Raw genomic sequence first — 18843 nt, 5'->3', positions numbered from 1 at the left:
AGTATCTCCATGCGACCGGCACGAAAACACCCACGCGCACTGCACATGCTCGTGGCCGCAGTTCTGGCCGGCGCCGCGCAGTTCGCCGGGGCTGGCGCGGCCGACGCAGTCACGCCGCCGTCCTCCGCGGCGCCGGGGTGCCACTGGGCCCACGGCCTGCCCACCGAAGTCCTGGAGTTGGGCAGCACCGGCGGCTGCGTGCAGTACCTGCAGGACAAACTCGCCGTCACAGTCGACGGGGTCTTCGGCCGTAGAACGTACAACGCGGTCGTGGCCACGCAGGAACACTGCAACCTGCACGTTGACGGCATCGTCGGCCCCAAGACCTGGGACGCCATCCTGTACTGGTGCCGCGAATGACAACGGCCGGCACGATGAGCCGAGCTGTCGGTGGGTGATGCGGTCGGTGGGCGATGCGGCAGCGGCCAGGCCAAGGTGCGCTCGATCGCCCACCGGCAGGTGGCCGGCCCGGTGCCGTGTCGTGTTCTCCAAGGTCACCCACACCGTCGAACCCGCTCCCGACGGCACCTGGGCGGTCCGCCTCGCCCTCTCCGGCGTCCGCGGCATCCACACCGACGAGGCCGAGCGCATCACCGCCGGCCAGCCCTACGCCTCACTGTCCGACCTGTGGCAGCGCGCCCGCCCCAACAGGGCCACGGCCGAACGCCTCGCCCAGGCCGGCGTCCTCGACAGCCTGCGTGGCAACCTGACCGGCCGCGACCTGCTGCTGCAGATCACCGAACTGCACCGCCAGTACCGCGGCCGCCCCCTCGGCGACGGACAACTCCCCATCACCCTCACCGACCAGCACACCGCCACACCGTCCGGGCTGCCCGAGATGACCAGCCGCGAAGCCCTCACCGAAGAACTGCACATCCTCGGCGTCGACGTCAGCCGCCACCTGATGGACCACCACCATCAGCTGCTGCACGAACTCGGCGCCACCGACGCCGCCCCCCTGAAGCGACTGCGCCCCGACCGGCAGGTCCTCGTCGCCGGCGTCCGCGCCTCCACCCAGACCCCGCCCATCCGCTCGGGAAAACGCATCATCTTCGTCATCTTCGTCACCCTCGAAGACGGCTCAGGCCTCGTCGACCTGGCCTTCTTCGAATTTTCCAACTGCTTGGTGAGTGTCCGTTTCCCTCGTTTGAGTGCTCCTCATGGCCATGCCGTGCTGATTTACCGACTACTTGGGTTGTCGTCGGTACGTAGGGAGTTTGGTTGGGGAGGCAGGGGTGGCACGAAGTCGAGTTGTCCTCGGGGACTTGCGCGTCCAGGTGCTCGAGCGGGCTGGTGGTGGCCGGTCGTACACGATTGTGTGGCCGGACGGGTCGGTGGACGAGGAGGCCGACTGCTTCCTCCGCCAGTTCGAGGGCTCGGGCACGCAGAAGACCTATGCGTACAGCCTGGTGGATCACTTGCGGTGGCGGATCCGGGAGGGGCTGACCACCGAGACGATCACGCTTCTCGATGTAAAGCGGTGCATGGGGGCGGCCGGCGCCAACCGGTTCGGGGTCTACGCCACCGACGAAATCACCGTCACCCCGGAGCAGTACGACGCGCACCTGCCCGACATCGACCTCACCGTCCGGGAGCCGGTGTCCTGATCAGCCCTGGTGGCCGTCGCCGCGCAGGTCGCGCATCAACGGGTCGCCGTTGACCAGCGGCGCCCGGCGGACCGCGCCGAGGACTATCTCGGGGGGCCTCGACGAGGCACGTGGAACGGGCATGGATCGGGTGCTGGCAACCTGCGCCGTCGACAACGCCGCCTCAGTGAAGACGATCGAGCGGTGCGGGGGAGCCTTCCAAGCCATCAGCGACCGCGGTACCGGCCCTCTGCGGCGTTACTGGTTCCAGCTCTAGCAACACGGGTCCCTTCCGGAGCCGATGACAGTGCATCGGATCTTGAGGCGATCCGAACCGTTCCGTGTCGTCCCTGGTTCTTAGCAGGAGCTCCCAGGTCACCCGGAGAGTTATGGTCTCGTCTCTGGACGGAGGTCGTCATGCATAAGTTGGTGGTCCTGTATTCCAAGCCCGCCGACCCTGACCACTTCCGCGACTACTACGTGACCAACCACCTTCCACTGGTCATGAATCTGCCCGGCCTGCTCGCGTGGCGCTACAGCTTCGACGTGGCGGCGACCAAGGGAGAAGCGCCGTATTTCGCGGTCTTCGAAGGCGACTTCGCTGACGCCGCCGCCATGGCCGCGGCGCGGGCGTCGCCGCACGGCCGGCGGGTGGCCGCCGATGTCGCCAACTACGCCACCGGCGGTGCGGTCGTCATCCACTATCCGGTGCAGGACGGCACCGGCTGAGGCAGGACGGTACGCTCCGGGACGCGTTCGGTCGGCCGTTGCGGCCAGGTCCGGCCATCGGCGGAACGCCGTTCGCGGTTGCCGGTTCGTTGAGCGTCAAAGGGGGGCCGATGTCCTGGCCGGATGTCACGGTGGTCGATGCGTGCGTGCGGCGCGACGGCCGGGGCGGCAGCCCCACGTCCGTCACCGACGACGACCCGGCGGCGACGGACGCGGACCGGCGTGCGGTCGCTGCTGCGGCCGGCACCTCGCACGCGGCGTTCCTCGGCCCGGGGCGGACGCCGGACGGTGGCTGGCCGGTCCGGTTCTTCACCGCCACCGCCGAACTGTCCGGCTGCGGCCACGGCACCGTTGCCGCGCAGGCCGTCCGGTTGACCCGCACCGCGCTGGGCGAGCTGAACGACCGCCAGCACACCGGCGGGCGCACGTTCGACACCGTCGCGATCCGCCGCCCCGCCGGCATCGAGGTGTGGTTCGACCAGGGCCTCGTGGCGCTGCGTCACCCGGCACCGGACGAGCGCGCCGCGATCGTCGCCGCGCTCGGGCTCACCGCGGACGACCTGCATCCGACCGACGCGCCACGGATCGCCGCGCCCGGCGCACCACGCATGCTGGTACCGGTCCACGACCGGTCGGCGCTGCTCCGAGTCCACCCACACCTCGGCAGGCTGACAGCGGTGTGCCGGCGGTACGGGCTCCTCGGCTGTTTCGTGTACGTACCGCCGGTGGGCGACCGACCGGGTGCGGCGCGGATGTTCGCGCCGGCGATCGGTGTCGACGAGGACGTCGCCAACGCCAACAGCACCGGCTGCCTGGCCGCCCACCTGCTCGACACGACAGGGGCACAGACGGTCGCGATCGAGGTGGAGCAGGGTGACGCCCTCGGTCGACCGGCCAGCGTGCTCGCTTCGGCCCGACGCGGGCCGGCGGGCATCACGACCCGGGTCGGCGGGTTAGCGGTGGTCCGCGACGGACACCGAGGCGACAACTAGACCGTCCTCTTCTGCGATCCACGCATGGGGCTGGGCTGTCCGCTGCGGTCAAGCGTTGGCACCCGGTGGCGGCCGTCAGCGGGACGCGGTGTCGAGGGCGCGGCTGAGTGTCCATCGGGAGACGCGCAGCTTGGCGGCGACGGCGGTTCGGGTTTGTCCGGCGCCGAGCAGGATGCGGGCGTCGGCGAACTGTTCGGAGGTCAGGGCGCGAGGACGGCCGCCGACGCGGCCTCCGGCGCAGGCGGCGTCGAGGCCTTCGCGGGTGCCTTTGACGATCTGCTGACGTTGGAACTTGGCGATGGCGGCGAACACGGTGAAGATCAGTTCGCCGCAGATGTCGTCGCTGGCGTCGAGCACGATGCCGTCGAGGGTGCGGAAGTGGCGGCCGTTGGCGTGCAGGTCCTCTTCGACGATGGGCCGGCAAGAACAAGGGCAAGCCGCCGTCCGTCGCCTCGCTCTACCAGGCATTTGCCGAAGCCGAGGCGGCAGCCGAACAGGCCGCCGCGAACGACCGCGCGACACGCGTTGCGTACGGCCCGGGACGTTCAGGAAGAGGGCGGTGGGCATGGACAGGCTGCCCGAAGCCGAGACCACACTCAGGTGGCCTGTCGGCCGCTGGTGACCGCGTCGACGGCGTACGAGGGAAGCCCCGCCGGCATCGCCAGCCTGATGGGTGACTCAAGGCTGTTGTTGGCGCGGGCGTCTCGGCCCTTGGGAAGCCGGCGGATAGGTTGAGCGGGATCCGGCCGCTGAAAGCGGTGCCAACGAGGCCGTATCTATCTCCGGCCCCCGCAGCCCAGTCGGAGCAGGGAGTGCCGACATGGACGTTCTCTTCATCACGAGCGTGGCGGTGGTCGTCGCCGACCCGTCGCTGAGCCGCAAGCTGTTCATCGAGGTTCTTGGCCTCCCTCTGGAGGGGAAGGCAACGGCTACTACTCCAGCGGGAGCGTCCCTGGCAGTAAGCACTTCGGCCTGTGGCCGCTCTCGCAAGCAGCCGAGGCATGCTTCGGCACACCCCAGTGGCCCGCCGACCGGGTGGTCCCGCAGGCTTCGATCGAGTTCGAGGTGGCGAACGCGGAAGCCGTCGCAGCCGCCAGTGCCGAGCTTCAGCGCGCGGGTTTCGCGTTGGTGCACCAGGCCCGAACCGAGCCGTGGGGTCAGACGGTGGCCAGACTTCTCACGGCGGACGGCTTGATCGTCGGGATCTCCTACGCCCCCTCCTTGCACGACGTGCAGGACGACCAGGACTCCTGCTGAGCCCGGCCTGAGACGGGTGAAGGCGTCGTAGATCCCTGACGTACTCCGGCCCCGGGGATCAATGGAACCGTGGGTGGTGCCGAGATTGATCACACCCTGTGAGGAGCTCCGCAGACCGGCCATCGGCTCCGTCCGCCAGGGTCCGGGGCTTCACGCTTCACGGGGTTGAAGTGCCGCGTTTCAGATCGCCTGGTGGGGTGCTGTTGCCTGGATGAGGAGCAGGGCGATGTCGTCCTGGTGTGGGGTCGGGGGGCAGTGGTTGACGAGGGTCTTGGCGAGGGCGCCGATGGTCCGGTCTGGCGCCTGTGCGAGACAGGTGACGAGGTCGGCGGTGGCGTCGTCGATGTCGGTGCCGGGGGTTTCGATCAGGCCGTCGGTGTACAGGGCGAGGAGAGTGCCGGGAGGGAGCGGAATCTCGGTGGTGGGGTAGGTGGCGTCGGGGTCGATGCCCAGGAGCAGGCCGGGGGGCAGGTGGAGGATTTCGGTGTGGCCGTCGGGGTGGCGGATCAGGGGTGGGGGGTGTCCGGCGGTGGCGAGGCGGGCGCGGTGGTGTGCGAGGTCGAGGTGGGCGTACAGGCAGCTGGTGAACAGCCCCGGGTCGAGGTCGATGAGGAGACGGTTGGTCCGGGCGAGGACTTCGCCGGGGGGTGTGCCGGCGGTGGCGTGGGCGTGGACGGCGATGCGGACTTGTCCCATCAGGGCCGCGGCGGTGATGTTGTGGCCCTGCACGTCGCCGATCGCCGCGGCTGCGGATGCTTCGCCGCAGGGGATGAGGTCGTAGAAGTCGCCGCCGATGTCGATGCCGTGGCTGGCGGGCTGGTAGCGGGCGGCGGCGTCCAGGCCGGGGATCGTGGGCAGGGTGTGGGGCAGCAGGCCGGTTTGCAGGGTGTGGGCGAGCTGGTGCTTGATGTCGTAGAGGCGGGCGCGGTCCAGGGCCTGGGCGATCAGGCCGGCCAGGGAAGCCAGGATGGCGCGTTCCGGCCCGGGGAAGGGGCGGGGCCGGTCGTAGCCGAGGATGAGCGTGCCGACGGTGCGGCCGGAGGCGATCAGGGGCAAGGTTGCGCAGGCGGGCAGCTCGTCTTTGTGAACCGCTGGAGGGTAGGCGCGTTTTAGGTCGGCGAAAGTGGCGTAGAAGCCTGGGTCGCCCGTGAGCAGGGCCCGGACGGCAGGGGTGTCGGAGGCCAGGCGCTGGGAGTCGAAGATCTCGGTGAGTTCGGCGCTGAAGCCGCAGGTGCCGATGACGCGCAGCCGGCCTTCCTCCGCGGTCAATAGGGCGAGGGCTTGGGGGCCGAAGGCGGGGACGATCTGGTCACAGGCCAGCTCGACCACATCGTCCGCCCCGACAGCCTGCGTGAGGCCGGCCGCCAGGTGGGTGAGGTGGTACAGGGCTGTCGCCCCGACCTCTGGCGCCGGTGGGCTGTGCTGCCACGGCATGGTGGGCTTGGCGTGCTCGGCCGGGACCGGAGTGATCTGGATGCTGATGCCGCTGTCGTCCGGGTGGAGCTGGAAGTACAGCCACTGGTCCGGCGGGCGCAGGATGGTGAAGGAGGTGGGCCAACGGCTGACCACCGCTGCCCGGTACCGGTCCTCGAAGAGAGGGTTGTGCAGCCACGGCAGGCTCTCCCAGGGACGGCTGCCCAGCAAGACGCCGACCCCCGCGCCGAGGAGGTCGCCGGCCGCAGTGTTGATGAAAGTGACCCGCCCGTCCAGATCGAGTGCGCAGCAGCCCTGCGGCAGCCGTTCAGCGAAGTCGAATGCAGCAGGTGCCTCGCCCGACACCATGCGGCCGGAACGCACGGGGGCCAAAACCCGCGGCTGGTCGGTGGGCAACAACGGCTGCCCTTGGCCGGCAGCCTGCTGCAGGCGCACACCCTCGCACTCGCAGCACGTGCCCAGCGCATCCCGTTCACGTGAGCTCAGCTGCGGCGGGCGCCAGATAGGCCACAGCAGTACCAGGGCACCCCACACAGTGGTGCCACAGCTGACCGGGGCAGCAGCCAACATGAATTCGTAGGGCAGCACGAGCGCCAGCTGAGGATAGCGGCGTGCCACCTCCTCCTGGCTGCTCAGCCACACCATGCGCCGTTGTCGTACGGCGTCCGCCGCCGGCAGGGGGGCGCTCACCGTGACCCGCGCCCACGGGGCTGCAATCTGCTGGGATACCCCGGATATCACCGTCAGCTGCAGTACCCGCTCACCGGGCGGCAGCAGATACAGCAAGCCCACCGAGGCACCGGTGACCCGCATGACGTCTGCCAGGGGAGCATCGAGCTGCTCCAGGCCAGAGCCGGAGCCAGGGGCGAAGTCGGCAAGCTGCTGCACGTCCCTCACCTCCTGCGGACGCCGGAAGGAGCAGCACGCGTGCGCCCGAAGCGAACGCGAGCGACCTGGCCACAGATCCCAAGTACGGCACCGATCTGCGCCCAGCCGGTGCCGGCCTCCCGGTCGGCCCTCACCGCCGCTCGTACCAGCTGCCGGGCCAGGTCCGGCACCCGCGTCACCACGGCGCTGTGCCAACCCGCCACTCCTCCGGTCGGAGGCGACTGCCGGACCGCCCGCAGAGTGACGGCGTGCCCCCGGAGACGCAGCTCAGCACCGGCCGCCGTCATCGTTCCCCACGCCTGAGCAGCCCGCTGCCACCTGCGACGTGCACGCCTGACCGCCTGCCGACGCGCAGGCCGGCAGCGCAGACGGTCATGCCCCATCGGCTCCTGCGGCGCAGCCCCATACCAGCCGCACAGAGCGTCACTCATACCCGGACACTACGCCCACATCCGGCGACGGTCGCGCGGCGAGACGAAAGGCGAGCAGATCCACGCAGCGCGTGAGCGCGCGGAGCGCGCGGCCCGGCGGCCTGTGGGGCGTCATCAGCCCGGGCAGGCTCCGGGCTGATGACGCCCCGCCCGGGTCACCAGGTCTTGCCGGCCTGCTCCCGGATGGTGCGATTGATCCGGTTGAAGAAGTTGGTCATCGCGATCTCCAGGATGATCGCGTTCAAGTGTTCCTCGCTGACGTGTTCAGCGGCGGCGTCCCAGATCTCGTCGGTCACGCCCGGTGCGCCGTCCTGGAGCCGGGTGGCAGCCTCGGTCAGGGCGAGGGCCGCGCGCTCCTCCTCGGTGTAGAAGGGGGTTTCGCGCCAGGCGACCACGTTGTGCAGCCGCTCGTCCGTCTCACCGGCCGCCCGCGCCGAATGGGTCGAGGCGAAGACGCATGGGCTGCAGCCGTTGATCTGGCTGGCGCGCAGATGGACCAGCGACAACAGCCGCTTGTCGGCGCCCCCGGCGTGATCGCCTTGTGGAGGTGCTGGATTGCTGTCATGACATCGGGATTGGCCTGGCTCTTCACACGTGCTTCCATCGTGCGTTGCTCCTTCATCGGTTACCTGAGCCCTTCCGGGCCCGTCATCACCCATGACGGAGCGGATCCGAGGAAGGTAACAACATGTCCGACAGCAACCCGGCGGACCCGGTGGCCGAGGCGTTCGAGGCCCAGCGCGACCGGCTGCGCGCGGTCGCCTACCGCGTGCTCGGATCACACGCCGACGCCGAGACGCGGTCCAGGAGGCCTGGCTGCAGCTGGCCCGCCAGGACCCGGCGACGATCGACAACCTTTCCGGCTGGCTGACCACCGTGGTCGGCCGGATCAGCCTCGACGTCCTGCGCTCACGCCGGACCCGCCCCGCGTCGCCCTACGACGACCGTCAGCCGGAGCTCGTGGTGACGGTCGACGACGGCCCTGTCCCCGAGGACGACGCGGTGCTCGCCGACTCGGTAGGCCTCGCGCTCCTGGTCGTCCTCGACTCGCTCGGCCCGAGCGAGCGGCTGGCGTTCGTGCTGCACGACCTGTTCGCGGTGCCGTTCGACGAGATCGCCCGGACCCTCGGCAAGTCCACCGCCACCAAGATGCTCGCCGGCCGCGCTCGCAGGAAGATCCCGGCGGCCGACCGGCCGGCGGGTGGCATACGGGAGCAGCGAGAAGTGGTCCAGGCCTTCCTGGCGGCGGCGCGGCGCGGCGACTTCGAGGGGTTGCTACGCGTACTCGACCCCGAAGTGAAGCTGGCCGTCGACACTCCCGACGGCGTGGTCGTCATCCTCGGCGCCACCCAGGTCGCCGCCGGTGCCGGCACGCGGCTGTCCGCCGGCGGAGCCGCACAGGGACGACCGGCGCTCGTGGGCGGTCGCCCCGGTTTCGTCTCCTGGCGCGACGACGGCACCCCGCTCTCGGTCCTGGCGTTCACCATCGTCGACGACCGAATCACTGAGATCACGGTCGTAATCGACCCGGCCAAGTCTGCACGGATGGACCTGCCGGCCCCGGCGTGTGATCGGCCAAGGTCTGTGGATCATTGACCTGCTTCAGGCTGCGCGGGCTTCACGGCGTTCGACGAGGTGGCCGCGCTCGAAGCGGGCTCCGGCGCGAACGAGGGCGACGAGGTGGGGGGCCACGGCCCGCCAGCGGACCTGGGCGGACTCGACGAGCTTGAAGACCATCGCGAGGGCCGCGGCCGGGCTGCCTGCGCCCTTGGTGACCTTGGTCCGCAGCCGGACCGCAGCGAAGGTCGACTCGATGGGGTTCGTGGTCCGCAGGTGGATCCAGTGCTCGGCGGGGAAGTCGTAGAACGCCAGCAGCTCGTCCACGTCATCGATGATCTTCTTCGAGCCTCCCGCCTTCGCCGGGTCGGTGGCTCCCCATCACCCGACCGTCCGGGCCCCGTCAGGGGCCTGGCCTTTGCCTTTGTCGAAGGCCCCGGGGCAGGGGGATTCCCCATGCCGGCCAGCGGCCGGCCCCGTGTGCGTGGAGTGTCTTGGCTGGTGTTGTGGTTGGGCGGGCAGGGTCTCGGTGGCGGGCGCGATGATGCGGCGTATGAGAGATGACACTGGGCGTGATCAGATCCGGTACCTGCGTGAGTGCATCAAGGTTGAAGAGGCGCTTGCTCTGGTTGCTGGGGAGGGTTGGCCTGGGCTCACGGACGAGGTGGTCAGTGCGTTGAGGGCCGGTGGATTCATGGGTGAGCAGGTTCGCCTGATCTTCAATTGGGGGCCCGGTCGGGCAGGTGCTTATGCCTATCTTCTGCAGCGCATTCTTGACCAGTTGGAATCGCTCAGTTTCGTCAGGCGGCCGGCTCATAAGGTGGCCGTGTGGCGCGGCATCCGCTCACTGCTGCGTCTGTACCGGAACGCGCCGGGCTGGGAACCGACATGGGGCCGGACTTCCCGTATGCGCGCCTGAGCATGGTGACCAAGGAGCGAGCTGTCGGGGTACTTGCTGACGCCGAACAACGGACGGCAGCAGGCCGCATATTGACGGACCGGTCACGCCCGTAGTCGCTCTCCAAGTGAGGCTTCAGCCGCGCTCCCACCACGTGCGGTGCGGGGCGTGCACGCGCGCCAGCAGCGGCCGGAGCCGGATGTTCCCGAGGGCGGTACTGACGGGGGACCGGCTCCCGGCCGTCCACTACTGTTCGGCGATTTTGTCGATGCGCTCGCGGAGGAGGTCGGCGTGGCCGTTGTGCCGCGCGTACTCCTCGATCATGTGGGTGAGGATGTAGCGGAGAGAGAAGACGTCGTCTCCGTACCGCCCGGTGACGTCGGGGGACTGGGCGGCATCCACGATGTCGCGGGATCGGGCGCACTCCTCGTGCCAGATCGCGAACGCCTCGGACGGGTCTGCGGTGTCGACGGCGAAAGCGCCGCCGTCGCTTCGCGGCCAGTGCACATCGCTGTGCTCGCCGTTCAACACGTTCCGGAACCAGGTCCGCTCGACATCAGCCATGTGCCGGACAAGGCCGAGCAGCGACAAGCCCGAGGGCCGCACGGCCTTTTCCCTGAGCTGCTCGGCTGTGAGCCCCGCACATGCCATGGCCAGCGTGTCACGCTGGCGCTGCAGGAAGCCGGTCAGCGTGGCGTGCTCATCGGCCACCCGCGGAGGTTCGGTCCTCTCCCGGTTGTCCATCGGGCCATCATGACAGCGAGGGGCGCACGACAGTCGGATCTCTGCGGCTGACCTGCGCCGCAGATGACCGGCTGCCGCTCGGCGGTTCGGCTCGAGCCTTCGGAGTGTGGGGCCGGCCTTGGCACGCGTCCGGTGGTGGCTCCGCCCCTCGCCTCACCGTCGGCCGACGCCGTGGTGCACGTCCCGCAGGTGAGCCGCTCGCTGCGGAGGGCGCCGCTTACGTCGACTCCGCGTTCCACCCAACAACGCAGGCCAGATACCGGAAACGAGCAAGGTGTGTCCACGCCGGGCTCGGCGCGTGCCTGCTAGCGGCCGGCTCGTTCGCGCCGGCCGCGCGCTGCCGTACGGCCGGGCCGCTTGTGTCGATCGGCCAACCGGACCGCACGCGGCCATCCCATTGGGTGTAGTGGCAGGTGTGGTGTTTCCGTACTGATCCCGGTGTTCATAAATGCAGCGCGAGAGGTGTTCCGGAGACGCAGCCGACCAGTCTGCACTGGAGGTGCTCCCTAAAATGCAGACGATGCGAGATCTACTAAATCGGGTGCAACGGGACGCCGATTTCGCCGATACTCACCACGCCTCGCCACCTACTTGCGGCGTGTTCCCGCCTGGCGCTCAATCACACAACGTACTGTCTCGTGGGCGGACTGCGATCTTGGGGATGCTTTAATGCGCTATGGGCGGCAGATAATCTGGGCCGCAGCAGTAGCGGTGACCGGTGCGTTGTTCGCTGTGGCGTGGCTCAATCACAAGATTGAGGATGTCTCGACGCTGACATCGGTTCTTGGGTTCGCCGTATCCGTGATCGGCCTCAGCGCCAGTCTGACCCGCGGCGCCAATGACGCAGCGCCCCCCTCTGGCGACCGGCTCAACCGCTACAGCGATCAGTTGGCATCCGCTGTCGCGGAACAGTGGCGAGCTGAATGGCGACTTCGGCGACTCCAGGATCCGGATCCCCTGCAGGTGGCCTGGGTGGTCGCCGAACCTTGGCTGACGGACAGGCACGACAACACGGATGAGCCGCCCGGGCTGGGCGACAGGCTGGAGCATATCGTCGAGGTCTTCGACCGAGTACCGTCGAAACGGCTGGTCGTCCTGGGGGCTCCCGGCAGCGGCAAGACCGTGCTAGCTGTGCGTTTCACACTCGATCTGCTGCAGCGCCGACAGCCCGGCAGCCCCGTCCCGGTGGTCTTCTCACTCGCCAGTTGGCGGCCAGACCGACAGAGCCTGCGCACCTGGATGGCTGCCTCACTGGCAGCAACCTACCCTGGAGCCACCTGGGCCGGAGAACTGCTCGCCTCAGGGCGCGTGCTGCCCGTACTCGATGGCCTGGACGAGATCCCCGAACCCCTTCAGGCTCAGGCCGTGACCCGGCTCAACGCGGAACTTGATTCAGGAGACCCGGTCCTCCTCACCTGCCGCACCCAGGTATATGCGGCGCAAGTGGAGACTGGGGATGTCATCACCTCTGCCGCAGCAGTCGAACTCCAACCCGTGTCGTTCGAAGACGCCAGCGCTTACCTCATCCGCACAGCCCGCCCCGCACGCGGCGCTGGCGGACAACGCACCACCCGCTGGGACCCTGTATTCGCCTACCTCTCCGCCCACCCCGACGCACCGGCCAGCCGGACGCTGCACCAGGTCCTGCAGACGCCGCTGATGGTCGCAATGGCCCGCACCGTCTACGGGGACGGTGGCTCGGACCCCACCGAGCTCCTCGACCCACGCTTCAGCTCCCCCGTCACTCTCGAACACCACCTTCTGGAGGCTTTCGTCCCCGCAGCCTTCAAAGATCGGCCCAGCGCGGTAGACGCCCAACGCTGGCTCAGATTCCTCGCCACACACTTGGAACGACAACACACCCGCGACCTGGCCTGGTGGAACCTGCGGCTGGCTCTACCGCAGCCGCTCCGCGCCCTCGGACCGATCCTGTTTCTGGGAGGTGTGGCCTTGGCATTCAGCCTGGCCGGGGTACCGCACCCAGGCACTGGGCCGAGCGTCGCAGTAGCCGCGTTCCTCACGGCTGTCTGTACCAGCTACTGGATCCTGTCGCATGACCCCCACCTGGCCGCCCCCCGCTCCTCAACGCGCGACAAAATTGGGCTCCGCGAAACATTCCCGTCTCTGACAGCCGCAGCTTTTCTAGGTGTAATTGTCGGCATTGCTGGAACTCTGGACTTCAAATGGGAATATGTCGAACTCGCCAACGGTTGGGTCAGTGACGCGTCCCTGGCCGCAGCTGCGGGTCTAGTGAATGTGGCGATCCTCGCCATCATGGGTATCACCGGTAACCCCCTACCTTCCACCTCTTCTATTGGACGGAAGGGCCCCAGTCATTCACCTCTACGTCGCTTTCTTACCACAGCTTCCCTCGTATTCTTCGGCGCTGGCACAGTTCTTATCGCCGTGTCCACACCGGCCTTCGATATCCAGACTGGCGAGGTTTCCCTCTACTTGTTCTGCGCCGGAGCTGTTCTCGGCATCCTGACACTTCTGCTGACCGCCCTGGCGAGGCGGAACACTCGTGGCCCGGAACGACGTGCCCTCGCCCCCTCGCGGCGCCGTCGGCGTGAGCTAGCTCGAACAGTCAGCCGTGGAACGGCCATGGGCCTGCTCACAGGATTCTGCTTGAGCATCACCTTCGGTCTGGCCTGGGCCACTACACTGGCCGTCAGGGCCGAATGGCAAGCTGCCTTTCCCGCCGGTTCAGTAGTGCACACCCTCTCAGACGGAACCCGATACGGTGTCACCCCAGACGGCTGGCGCTTCGCCCGCATGCCCGACGGAAGCAAGTACGTCCGCTTCCCTAAGGCCGTGACCGGAATCGTGGTCCGAAACCCCAACGGTACCCAATACGCGGGTACAGCGTCAGCAGCCAACCTGTGCACGAATGGAGCACGGTGTACGTCCTTCACCGGCCCCATCGAAATCCATCTGCCGCGCGGTGAATACAATTTTGCCAAGGTGAAACTTCCAGACGGCACAACCGTGGAGGACTTTGACTTTGCAAACGAGCTCTCCGTGCAGGCCGAAGAATGGCTCTTCCAGGGCAGTCCCGGCCGGCTTTTCGTTAATGCCGCAGCATTTGGCTTGCGTGTCGGTCTCGTCATCGGCCTGATCGCTGGCATTTCGGCTGGGGTGCACCGCTGGCTGATCGTACCCATCGATGCCACGCGCTCCCTGAGCCCGCTTACCAGCTTGTACAGCGATCGCACGACGGCGATCGCTCGCAGCGTCATCATTACCTTCTTCGGTATCGCCGGTACTGCCTTGATCATCCAACTGCTGAACATGCCTGCGCCACTGATCTACCAAGCGATGGTCATCTGGGCGCCCACCGGTCCCCTCGCCCTCATGCTCAGCGCCTGGGGCTGGCTACTCACCACTCGCCTCTGGCTCTGCGCCACGGGGCAACTGCCCTGGCGCCTCATGGCCTTTCTTGAAGAGGCCCACACACGAGGCGCACTACGCCAGGTCGGTGCCCTATATCAGTTCCGGCACGCCCGACTTCAGGAACAGCTCTCCATCACTAATGGGACAGCACCTAGCTAAGACGGTGTCCTATGTGGTGAGGCGGAGCAGTCGCTTGTAGCAGCACAGTGCTGCAGCGAAGCCAAGAAAGGCGAGGTAGTTGCGGGGGTGGCGTTCATAGCGGGGGCTGAGTCGGCGGTAGCCGGAGAGCCAGGAGACCGTCCGCTCGATCACCGACCTTCGGCGCCCCAGCCGTTCGCTGGACTCGATGCCTTTACGGGCGATGCGCACGCCGATGCGCTTGCCGCGTAACCATTTTCGCAGGTGGGGGATACCATCGCCATGTCGGCATGCAGGCGCTGAGGCTTGAAGTGGCGGCCGCGGTGGGGGTCGTGTCTCGTTTAGTGACCCTCGACCATGGGCTTCAGCGCCTCGCTGTCGTGGGTGTTGGCGGCCGAGACGCCGACGAGGAGGGGCAGTCCGTTCGCGTCCGACAGGTCGTGCATCTTGGAACCCGGCTTGCCCCGGTCCACGGGGCTCGGACCTGTGAGTTCGCCCCCCCTTTTAGCTCGCACGTGAGCGGAGTCGAGGACCACGCGAGAGACGTCGATGAGGCCGGCGTCATCGAGTCGGTGCAGCACCGCCTCATGCAGCCGGCCCCACAGCCCGGTTCGCGACCAGATCAGGAACCGGCGGTGCGCGGTCGACTTCGATATCCCGAAACACGGCGGCAGAGCCCGCCAGGCACAACCGCTGACCAGCACATAGATGATCGCCGCAAACAGCGTCTCATCAGGTGTGTCCTGCGTGCCGCCGCCCTGCGGCCGCACCCTCGACGGCGGGATCAGCGGCTCGGCGATCTCCACAGCCCGTCCGGAACAATCCAACTTCATGTCCCCCGCCCTATAGACAGCCCAACGAGCGATCACCACATAGGACACGGTCTGAGGCCTGTCCCGCAAAGTCTTCCCGGAGACCCGACGTGTCGCCCGGGTGAGGGCTCTGCCATGATCGCCTGTCGACGAGAGGGGCTGTGATGGCCATCGACGAGCGACCTGACCCGGTGCAGATCATCGCGAGAGTGGGGACGGGCTTCTCCGCAGAGCAGCCCGAGCGAGCGATCCAGGTGTGGATGTATCTCGCCGCGAAGGCCGGTTGGGATGTCAGCCGCGTCGACGAGGCTTCCGTCGACCTGGACGCTGGCGAGTGCGGGATCGTCGACGTAGAAGGCCTGCGATACCTGGTGCGTCGGGGCCGAAGGGTGCGTCGGACTCTCTATGACGACAGCGGGGGAAGGCTTACTCAGCGACCGATCTTCGGCTTCGCTGCGTGGGCGGAACCCGTGCTTTCCGCGGACAGCATCATCCCCTGAGGCCGTCACAAGGGTCTCATGCTGCGGCTGGGATGATCTTCCTGTGGCTGGTGTGATCTCAGCGTCGGAACCCTCCTGGATAGCCCCGTTCACCGGGCTGAGCCCGCAAGCATTCGGAAAGCTGCTCACCCAGCTGCGACGCGAGGGGGCCGATGCGGCACGTCCTGGGCGGCCGTAGTCGCTGCCGCTTGAGGGACGTCCGCCAGCAGGCGGGCGTGCAGCGCGGGGAGTCTCACGCAGCCGCCGTACCCGGGCGAGCGCGCCGTCGGGCGGGCGGCCGGGCGGCCGAAATGCCAGCGAGAGCCCCCAGCTCCGGGATGCCTCTTCCCACACGTCGCAGACCGTGGTCGACACCAGGCCGCGCAGCGTGGGCCATAGCTGCAGGAGGGTGTCGCGGTCCAGCAGGCTGCACAGGTCCTCGCGCATGCCTTCGGCGAGGACGGTACGGTACAGGCTCATGCGCTGGCGTTCGTTGCCGAGGTCGAAGGCGCGCAGTCCGGACCAGACAACGGTGGCCGACGGCTCGACGATCCCGTCGGCGGGACCCCGCAGTTCCGCCAGCGAGGCCGGCAGACGGCGCCGGAACTTCTCCCGGTACAACGCAAGGTCCTGGGCGTCGACACCCGAGAGGTCCGTCGGCACAGCTTCGGCGTGCTCTGGGCTGGAAGGCATGCCTCAAAGCCTTCAGCCGGCATCTCGCGTTCCGGACTGCGCAGTCCTGACCTTGCCCGCCTTTGCTTGCAATGAGCGCGGTAGACGCAAGAATGATGCGAATCTGACCCCAGTTGTCGTGCTCAGCGGTCCAGAAACCTCCTGGTCAGGGTGCCGGGTTGACGACGACTAGCTCGCTCCGTCTCAATCACGGAACTGCGGACGGAGCCTTGATAACGGCCAGGGATGCTCTTCGTTCCCCACTCGGTTGAGTGATCAATGAAGGGCCGGGGCGGCCCGCTTGTCGAGTATCCGGGCCGTGTCGAGCGGTCAAGGGCGCCTTCGGAGTCACTACGCGATGAGCTGCGCTCACTCTGGACAGCGCGCCCCGCCCCTGATCCTGGTTATCGGGCGGCCCCTCCCGAGTGGCACCCGTCCGCAGGTCGGCGCGCTGGTTTTGTTGGTGGGACCTGACAGCGGTTGTCCGTCAGCGGCGACAACACCCGGTGTTGCCGCGAGTCAGGAGCCAATGTGCTGCGCCAGCGTCAACCCGCCCGCGCGACTCATCCGGTCGGGCGGGTCGTCTCTCGTCCCGGGTTGGTCCGATTGGTCGGATATACCGGTGGGTCACGCCGGGACGTTCCGGGCGGCGGCAGAGCCGAGGTTATGAATGCGTCACCTGACCATCCATGAGCATCAACCTCAGGAGCCACACGATGCGCCCCATCAGAGCAGCTTGTCTCGGCACGGCCGCTGCGCTGGTCGCCCTTCTCGCCTGCGCCCCTGTCGAGGCCGCCGCGACGGACACCGGTTCCGCCCACACCAAGGGCGGAGACCGGATCATCACACTCATCGGCGTGCTCAAGGAGCAGACGCGCTTCCCCGTCAACCCAGGCGGCATCCCCGCCGCCCAGGGTGATCGGACCGTCGTCCGCTCGGACCTCCTCGACCAGAACCGCAAGAAGGTCGGCGAGACCGGCGGCGCCTGCACCACCACCCGGGCCGTCGACGGCGGAGCGGAGGAGTGCGTCGTGACCTACACCCTCCCGGGCGGCCAGCTCTCCGTGCAGGGGATGATCTTCGGCATCCTCACCCAGGGCCGCCCGACGACCCCTCCCCCTCCGTTCGACAACGCGATCACCGGCGGCACCGGGAGATTCGACCGGGCTCGTGGCCAAGTCCACGCCGAAACGATCGCTCCGAACACGAGGCGTTTCACGATCGACCTCGACTGACTCACCCTGCCCCCGCCGGTGAGAAGGCTGGCGGGGCTCCTTTGCGTGACGCAACTCTCAGCAGTCCGATCTCAGACGTCGCCGCGTACGGCACGGCCGGCCTGAAGTTCCCCCTTCGGCGTGGACAGCGGGTGTTTACCCTGCGGGGGCGAGGTCTTCGCCGGTTCGGCCGTTCTGCTCCCTCCTGATGCCTGGTCTGATTTCGCACCCGCATCAATCGGACTGTGGAGTCTGCGGCCTGACGCGCAAGGCGTTCGGCTCCCTTCCCGTAGCCGTCTTGCTCGCGCATCTGCGCCAGTTCCCAAAGGACGGATGGGTCTTCGGCGTCTGCGGCCTGTCGGGCGATGCCCTCAGCTCCCTCTCGGTCCCCGGCTTTCTCGCGCATCCGCGCCAGTCCCCCGAGGACGAATGGGTCTCCGGCTTCTGCGGCTTGACGGGCGAGGCGATCGGCTCCATCTCGGTCGCCAGCCTTCTCGTGCAGGCGCGCCAAGTCCCCGAGGGCGATGCAGTCTCCGAGATCCGCGGCTGCACGGTACAAGTGTTCGGCTTCCTTCCGATCGCCAGTTCTCTCCCGCATCCATGCCAACTGGCGCAAGGCGAAGCTGTCTCCGGCATACACCGCGACCATGGGGGAGCGGTGGCCCGCCAGGCGACCATGCTTGGGCGGTCTGCATGAGCAGGTCCAGGGTCGGCACGATGACGAGGTCCGTCCGTGGGGGAAACACTCCAGCGCGCACGCGGCAGCGATGATCGTCTTGCCCGAGCCGGTCGCGGACACAATCGTGCCCCGCATCCCCTGGATGACACTCGGGGCTCGGCGACAGCCGCGTCGCGAGCCTCTCCCCGCTCCAGTTGCCCAAGGGTATGGTGCCGCTTGGGCTGGAGGCGGTCGTGTAGGCGATCACGGTCTTGGCGATCGCGCCCGTCGGTGGTCGGCGGTGCGGTGCTCACCGGCCGGGCGCTCCCGTGCGCAGGCCGTCCATGACGAGGTCGAGGAGCCTGGTGGCGCGGGGCCGCCAGTCGTCGCGGGGGTCGAGCTGCCACAGGCCCGCGATAGCAAGGAGGAAATCGTCCCCAGTGACGCCGGAACGGACGGTGCCGGCTTGCTCGTTGGCTCGGAGCAGCAGGTTCGCCGCGTCGATCACCGGCGTGGGGGCGGGCTTCGCCGGACTGCCTGGCGCGCTGGTGACCTGCCGGATCGCGTCTGCCAGGCCGGCCTTGGTCATCGCGAACTCCGAAAGCCGGTCCATCCAGGCGCGCAGGGCCTGCGCGGGCGGCCGGGTCCGGAGCAGGTGGGCGGCACTGTCGGCGACCTGCTGCATCTCGTGCCGGTAGATCTCCAGGACGAGTGCCTCGCGGTTGGGGAAGTTGCGGTAGAAGGTGGCCTGGCCGACGCCGGCCTTCTTGGCGATCGCGCTCAGCGGCGTGTCCGTGCAGCGGGACAACTCGGCGAGTGCCACCTCCAGGATGCGTTCGCGGTTGCGCTGGGCGTCCGAGCGCCGGGGTGCGTCGTTCATCTGCGGCACTCATCCTCCCTGAGGGTTCGTGGCCGAACCTCACCCTTGCTAACCGGACAGCTGTCCGTTACGTTTTCCAGT

At 68.1% G+C, this 18843-nt stretch carries 14 protein-coding genes and 6 pseudogenes; 12 read left to right on the top strand and 8 right to left on the bottom strand.

Annotation, left to right across the window (positions count from 1 at the left end; all coding sequences use genetic code 11):
• Positions 1-9: 9 nt before the first annotated feature.
• The 3 genes and pseudogenes from ACZ418_RS35745 (at position 10) to ACZ418_RS35735 (ending at position 1607) form a co-directional block, all read left to right on the top strand.
• The gene (locus ACZ418_RS35745; protein ID WP_468371331.1) at positions 10-360 is read left to right on the top strand and encodes a peptidoglycan-binding domain-containing protein; all 351 of its coding nucleotides are present in this window, start codon (positions 10-12) and stop codon (positions 358-360) included.
• 127 nt (positions 361-487) lie between these two features.
• Positions 488-1120 (top strand): annotated as a pseudogene (locus ACZ418_RS35740) (helix-hairpin-helix domain-containing protein); the annotation flags it as partial.
• Positions 1121-1235: 115 nt separating this feature from the next.
• A complete protein-coding gene (locus ACZ418_RS35735) occupies positions 1236-1607 on the top strand; it encodes a hypothetical protein (RefSeq protein WP_468371517.1) in 372 nt (123 codons plus the stop codon).
• On the opposite strand, the gene ACZ418_RS35730 is transcribed toward ACZ418_RS35735, so the two are convergent.
• On the bottom strand, positions 1608-1730 hold the full coding sequence (locus tag ACZ418_RS35730; RefSeq protein ID WP_468371516.1) for a hypothetical protein: 123 nt from the start codon (positions 1728-1730) through the stop codon (positions 1608-1610). It abuts the gene before it with no gap.
• A gap of 273 nt (positions 1731-2003) precedes the next feature.
• On the opposite strand from ACZ418_RS35730, the gene ACZ418_RS35725 reads away from it, so the two are divergent.
• Together ACZ418_RS35725 and ACZ418_RS35720 are read left to right on the top strand one after the other, a co-directional pair.
• Positions 2004-2315 carry an EthD family reductase gene (locus tag ACZ418_RS35725; RefSeq protein WP_468371329.1) on the top strand — a complete coding sequence of 104 codons (312 nt, stop codon included), beginning with the start codon at positions 2004-2006 and terminating at the stop codon, positions 2313-2315.
• 110 nt (positions 2316-2425) lie between these two features.
• The gene (locus ACZ418_RS35720; RefSeq protein ID WP_468371328.1) at positions 2426-3307 is read left to right on the top strand and encodes a PhzF family phenazine biosynthesis protein; all 882 of its coding nucleotides are present in this window, start codon (positions 2426-2428) and stop codon (positions 3305-3307) included.
• A gap of 75 nt (positions 3308-3382) precedes the next feature.
• Here ACZ418_RS35720 and ACZ418_RS35715 read toward each other — a convergent pair whose 3' ends face one another.
• The 3 genes and pseudogenes from ACZ418_RS35715 to ACZ418_RS35705 form a co-directional block, all read right to left on the bottom strand.
• On the bottom strand, positions 3383-3775 hold the full coding sequence (locus ACZ418_RS35715) for a recombinase family protein (protein ID WP_468371326.1): 393 nt from the start codon (positions 3773-3775) through the stop codon (positions 3383-3385).
• Positions 3776-4744: 969 nt separating this feature from the next.
• Positions 4745-6895, bottom strand: coding sequence for a SpoIIE family protein phosphatase (locus ACZ418_RS35710; RefSeq protein WP_468371324.1), 2151 nt, complete (start codon positions 6893-6895; stop codon positions 4745-4747).
• 577 nt (positions 6896-7472) lie between these two features.
• Positions 7473-7921 (bottom strand): annotated as a pseudogene (locus tag ACZ418_RS35705) (carboxymuconolactone decarboxylase family protein).
• 84 nt (positions 7922-8005) lie between these two features.
• Between ACZ418_RS35705 and ACZ418_RS35700 the strand changes: the two are divergent.
• Positions 8006-8913 (top strand): annotated as a pseudogene (locus ACZ418_RS35700) (sigma-70 family RNA polymerase sigma factor).
• Between the two features lie 6 nt (positions 8914-8919).
• On the opposite strand, the pseudogene ACZ418_RS35695 reads toward ACZ418_RS35700, so the two are convergent.
• Positions 8920-9216: pseudogene (locus ACZ418_RS35695) on the bottom strand (transposase); the annotation flags it as partial.
• 211 nt (positions 9217-9427) lie between these two features.
• On the opposite strand from ACZ418_RS35695, the gene ACZ418_RS35690 reads away from it, so the two are divergent.
• Entirely contained in the window at positions 9428-9793 is a 366-nt protein-coding gene (locus tag ACZ418_RS35690; RefSeq protein ID WP_468371322.1) for a hypothetical protein, read from the top strand.
• 225 nt (positions 9794-10018) lie between these two features.
• Here the strand turns inward: ACZ418_RS35690 and ACZ418_RS35685 are convergent, their stop codons facing one another.
• Complete coding sequence (locus ACZ418_RS35685; RefSeq protein WP_468371320.1) at positions 10019-10516, bottom strand: DinB family protein; 498 nt, start codon at positions 10514-10516, stop codon at positions 10019-10021.
• 711 nt (positions 10517-11227) lie between these two features.
• Between ACZ418_RS35685 and ACZ418_RS35680 the strand changes: the two genes are divergently transcribed.
• Complete coding sequence (locus ACZ418_RS35680) at positions 11228-14068, top strand: NACHT domain-containing protein (protein ID WP_468371318.1); 2841 nt, start codon at positions 11228-11230, stop codon at positions 14066-14068.
• A gap of 9 nt (positions 14069-14077) precedes the next feature.
• Here the strand turns inward: ACZ418_RS35680 and ACZ418_RS35675 are convergent.
• A pseudogene (locus ACZ418_RS35675) lies at positions 14078-14870 on the bottom strand (IS5 family transposase).
• 153 nt (positions 14871-15023) lie between these two features.
• Between ACZ418_RS35675 and ACZ418_RS35670 the strand changes: the two are divergent.
• The 4 genes and pseudogenes from ACZ418_RS35670 to ACZ418_RS35655 all read left to right on the top strand — a co-directional run bounded on the left by ACZ418_RS35670 (position 15024) and on the right by ACZ418_RS35655 (position 17921).
• Positions 15024-15359, top strand: a complete 336-nt coding sequence (locus tag ACZ418_RS35670; RefSeq protein WP_468371316.1) for a hypothetical protein — start codon at positions 15024-15026, stop codon at positions 15357-15359.
• Positions 15360-15402: 43 nt separating this feature from the next.
• Positions 15403-15534, top strand: a pseudogene (locus ACZ418_RS35665) (IS5/IS1182 family transposase); the annotation flags it as partial.
• 1192 nt (positions 15535-16726) lie between these two features.
• A complete protein-coding gene (locus ACZ418_RS35660) occupies positions 16727-17245 on the top strand; it encodes an allene oxide cyclase barrel-like domain-containing protein (RefSeq protein WP_468371315.1) in 519 nt (172 codons plus the stop codon).
• 277 nt (positions 17246-17522) lie between these two features.
• A complete protein-coding gene (locus tag ACZ418_RS35655; RefSeq protein WP_468371314.1) occupies positions 17523-17921 on the top strand; it encodes a hypothetical protein in 399 nt (132 codons plus the stop codon).
• A 271-nt stretch (positions 17922-18192) separates the two neighbouring features.
• Here the strand turns inward: ACZ418_RS35655 and ACZ418_RS35650 are convergent, their stop codons facing one another.
• Positions 18193-18762, bottom strand: a complete 570-nt coding sequence (locus ACZ418_RS35650; RefSeq protein ID WP_468371313.1) for a TetR/AcrR family transcriptional regulator — start codon at positions 18760-18762, stop codon at positions 18193-18195.
• Positions 18763-18843 lie beyond the last annotated feature (81 nt).

Source organism: Streptomyces sp. NPDC030820 (assembly GCF_055572075.1).
This window is presented reverse-complemented; position numbering and strand designations above follow the sequence as displayed.

What these genes read in the sequence shown, in the direction of transcription:
- ACZ418_RS35670 (WP_468371316.1), top strand. Translation starts at nt 15,024, where the DNA reads ATGGCCATCGACGAGCGACCTGACCCGGTGCAGATCATCGCGAGAGTG.
- ACZ418_RS35725 (WP_468371329.1), top strand. Translation starts at nt 2,004, where the DNA reads ATGCATAAGTTGGTGGTCCTGTATTCCAAGCCCGCCGACCCTGACCAC.
- ACZ418_RS35685 (WP_468371320.1), bottom strand. Translation starts at nt 10,516, where the DNA reads ATGGACAACCGGGAGAGGACCGAACCTCCGCGGGTGGCCGATGAGCAC.
- ACZ418_RS35745 (WP_468371331.1), top strand. Translation starts at nt 10, where the DNA reads ATGCGACCGGCACGAAAACACCCACGCGCACTGCACATGCTCGTGGCC.
- ACZ418_RS35650 (WP_468371313.1), bottom strand. Translation starts at nt 18,762, where the DNA reads ATGAACGACGCACCCCGGCGCTCGGACGCCCAGCGCAACCGCGAACGC.
- ACZ418_RS35660 (WP_468371315.1), top strand. Translation starts at nt 16,727, where the DNA reads ATGCGCCCCATCAGAGCAGCTTGTCTCGGCACGGCCGCTGCGCTGGTC.
- ACZ418_RS35730 (WP_468371516.1), bottom strand. Translation starts at nt 1,730, where the DNA reads ATGCCCGTTCCACGTGCCTCGTCGAGGCCCCCCGAGATAGTCCTCGGC.
- ACZ418_RS35720 (WP_468371328.1), top strand. Translation starts at nt 2,426, where the DNA reads ATGTCCTGGCCGGATGTCACGGTGGTCGATGCGTGCGTGCGGCGCGAC.
- ACZ418_RS35690 (WP_468371322.1), top strand. Translation starts at nt 9,428, where the DNA reads ATGAGAGATGACACTGGGCGTGATCAGATCCGGTACCTGCGTGAGTGC.
- ACZ418_RS35715 (WP_468371326.1), bottom strand. Translation starts at nt 3,775, where the DNA reads ATGCCTGGTAGAGCGAGGCGACGGACGGCGGCTTGCCCTTGTTCTTGC.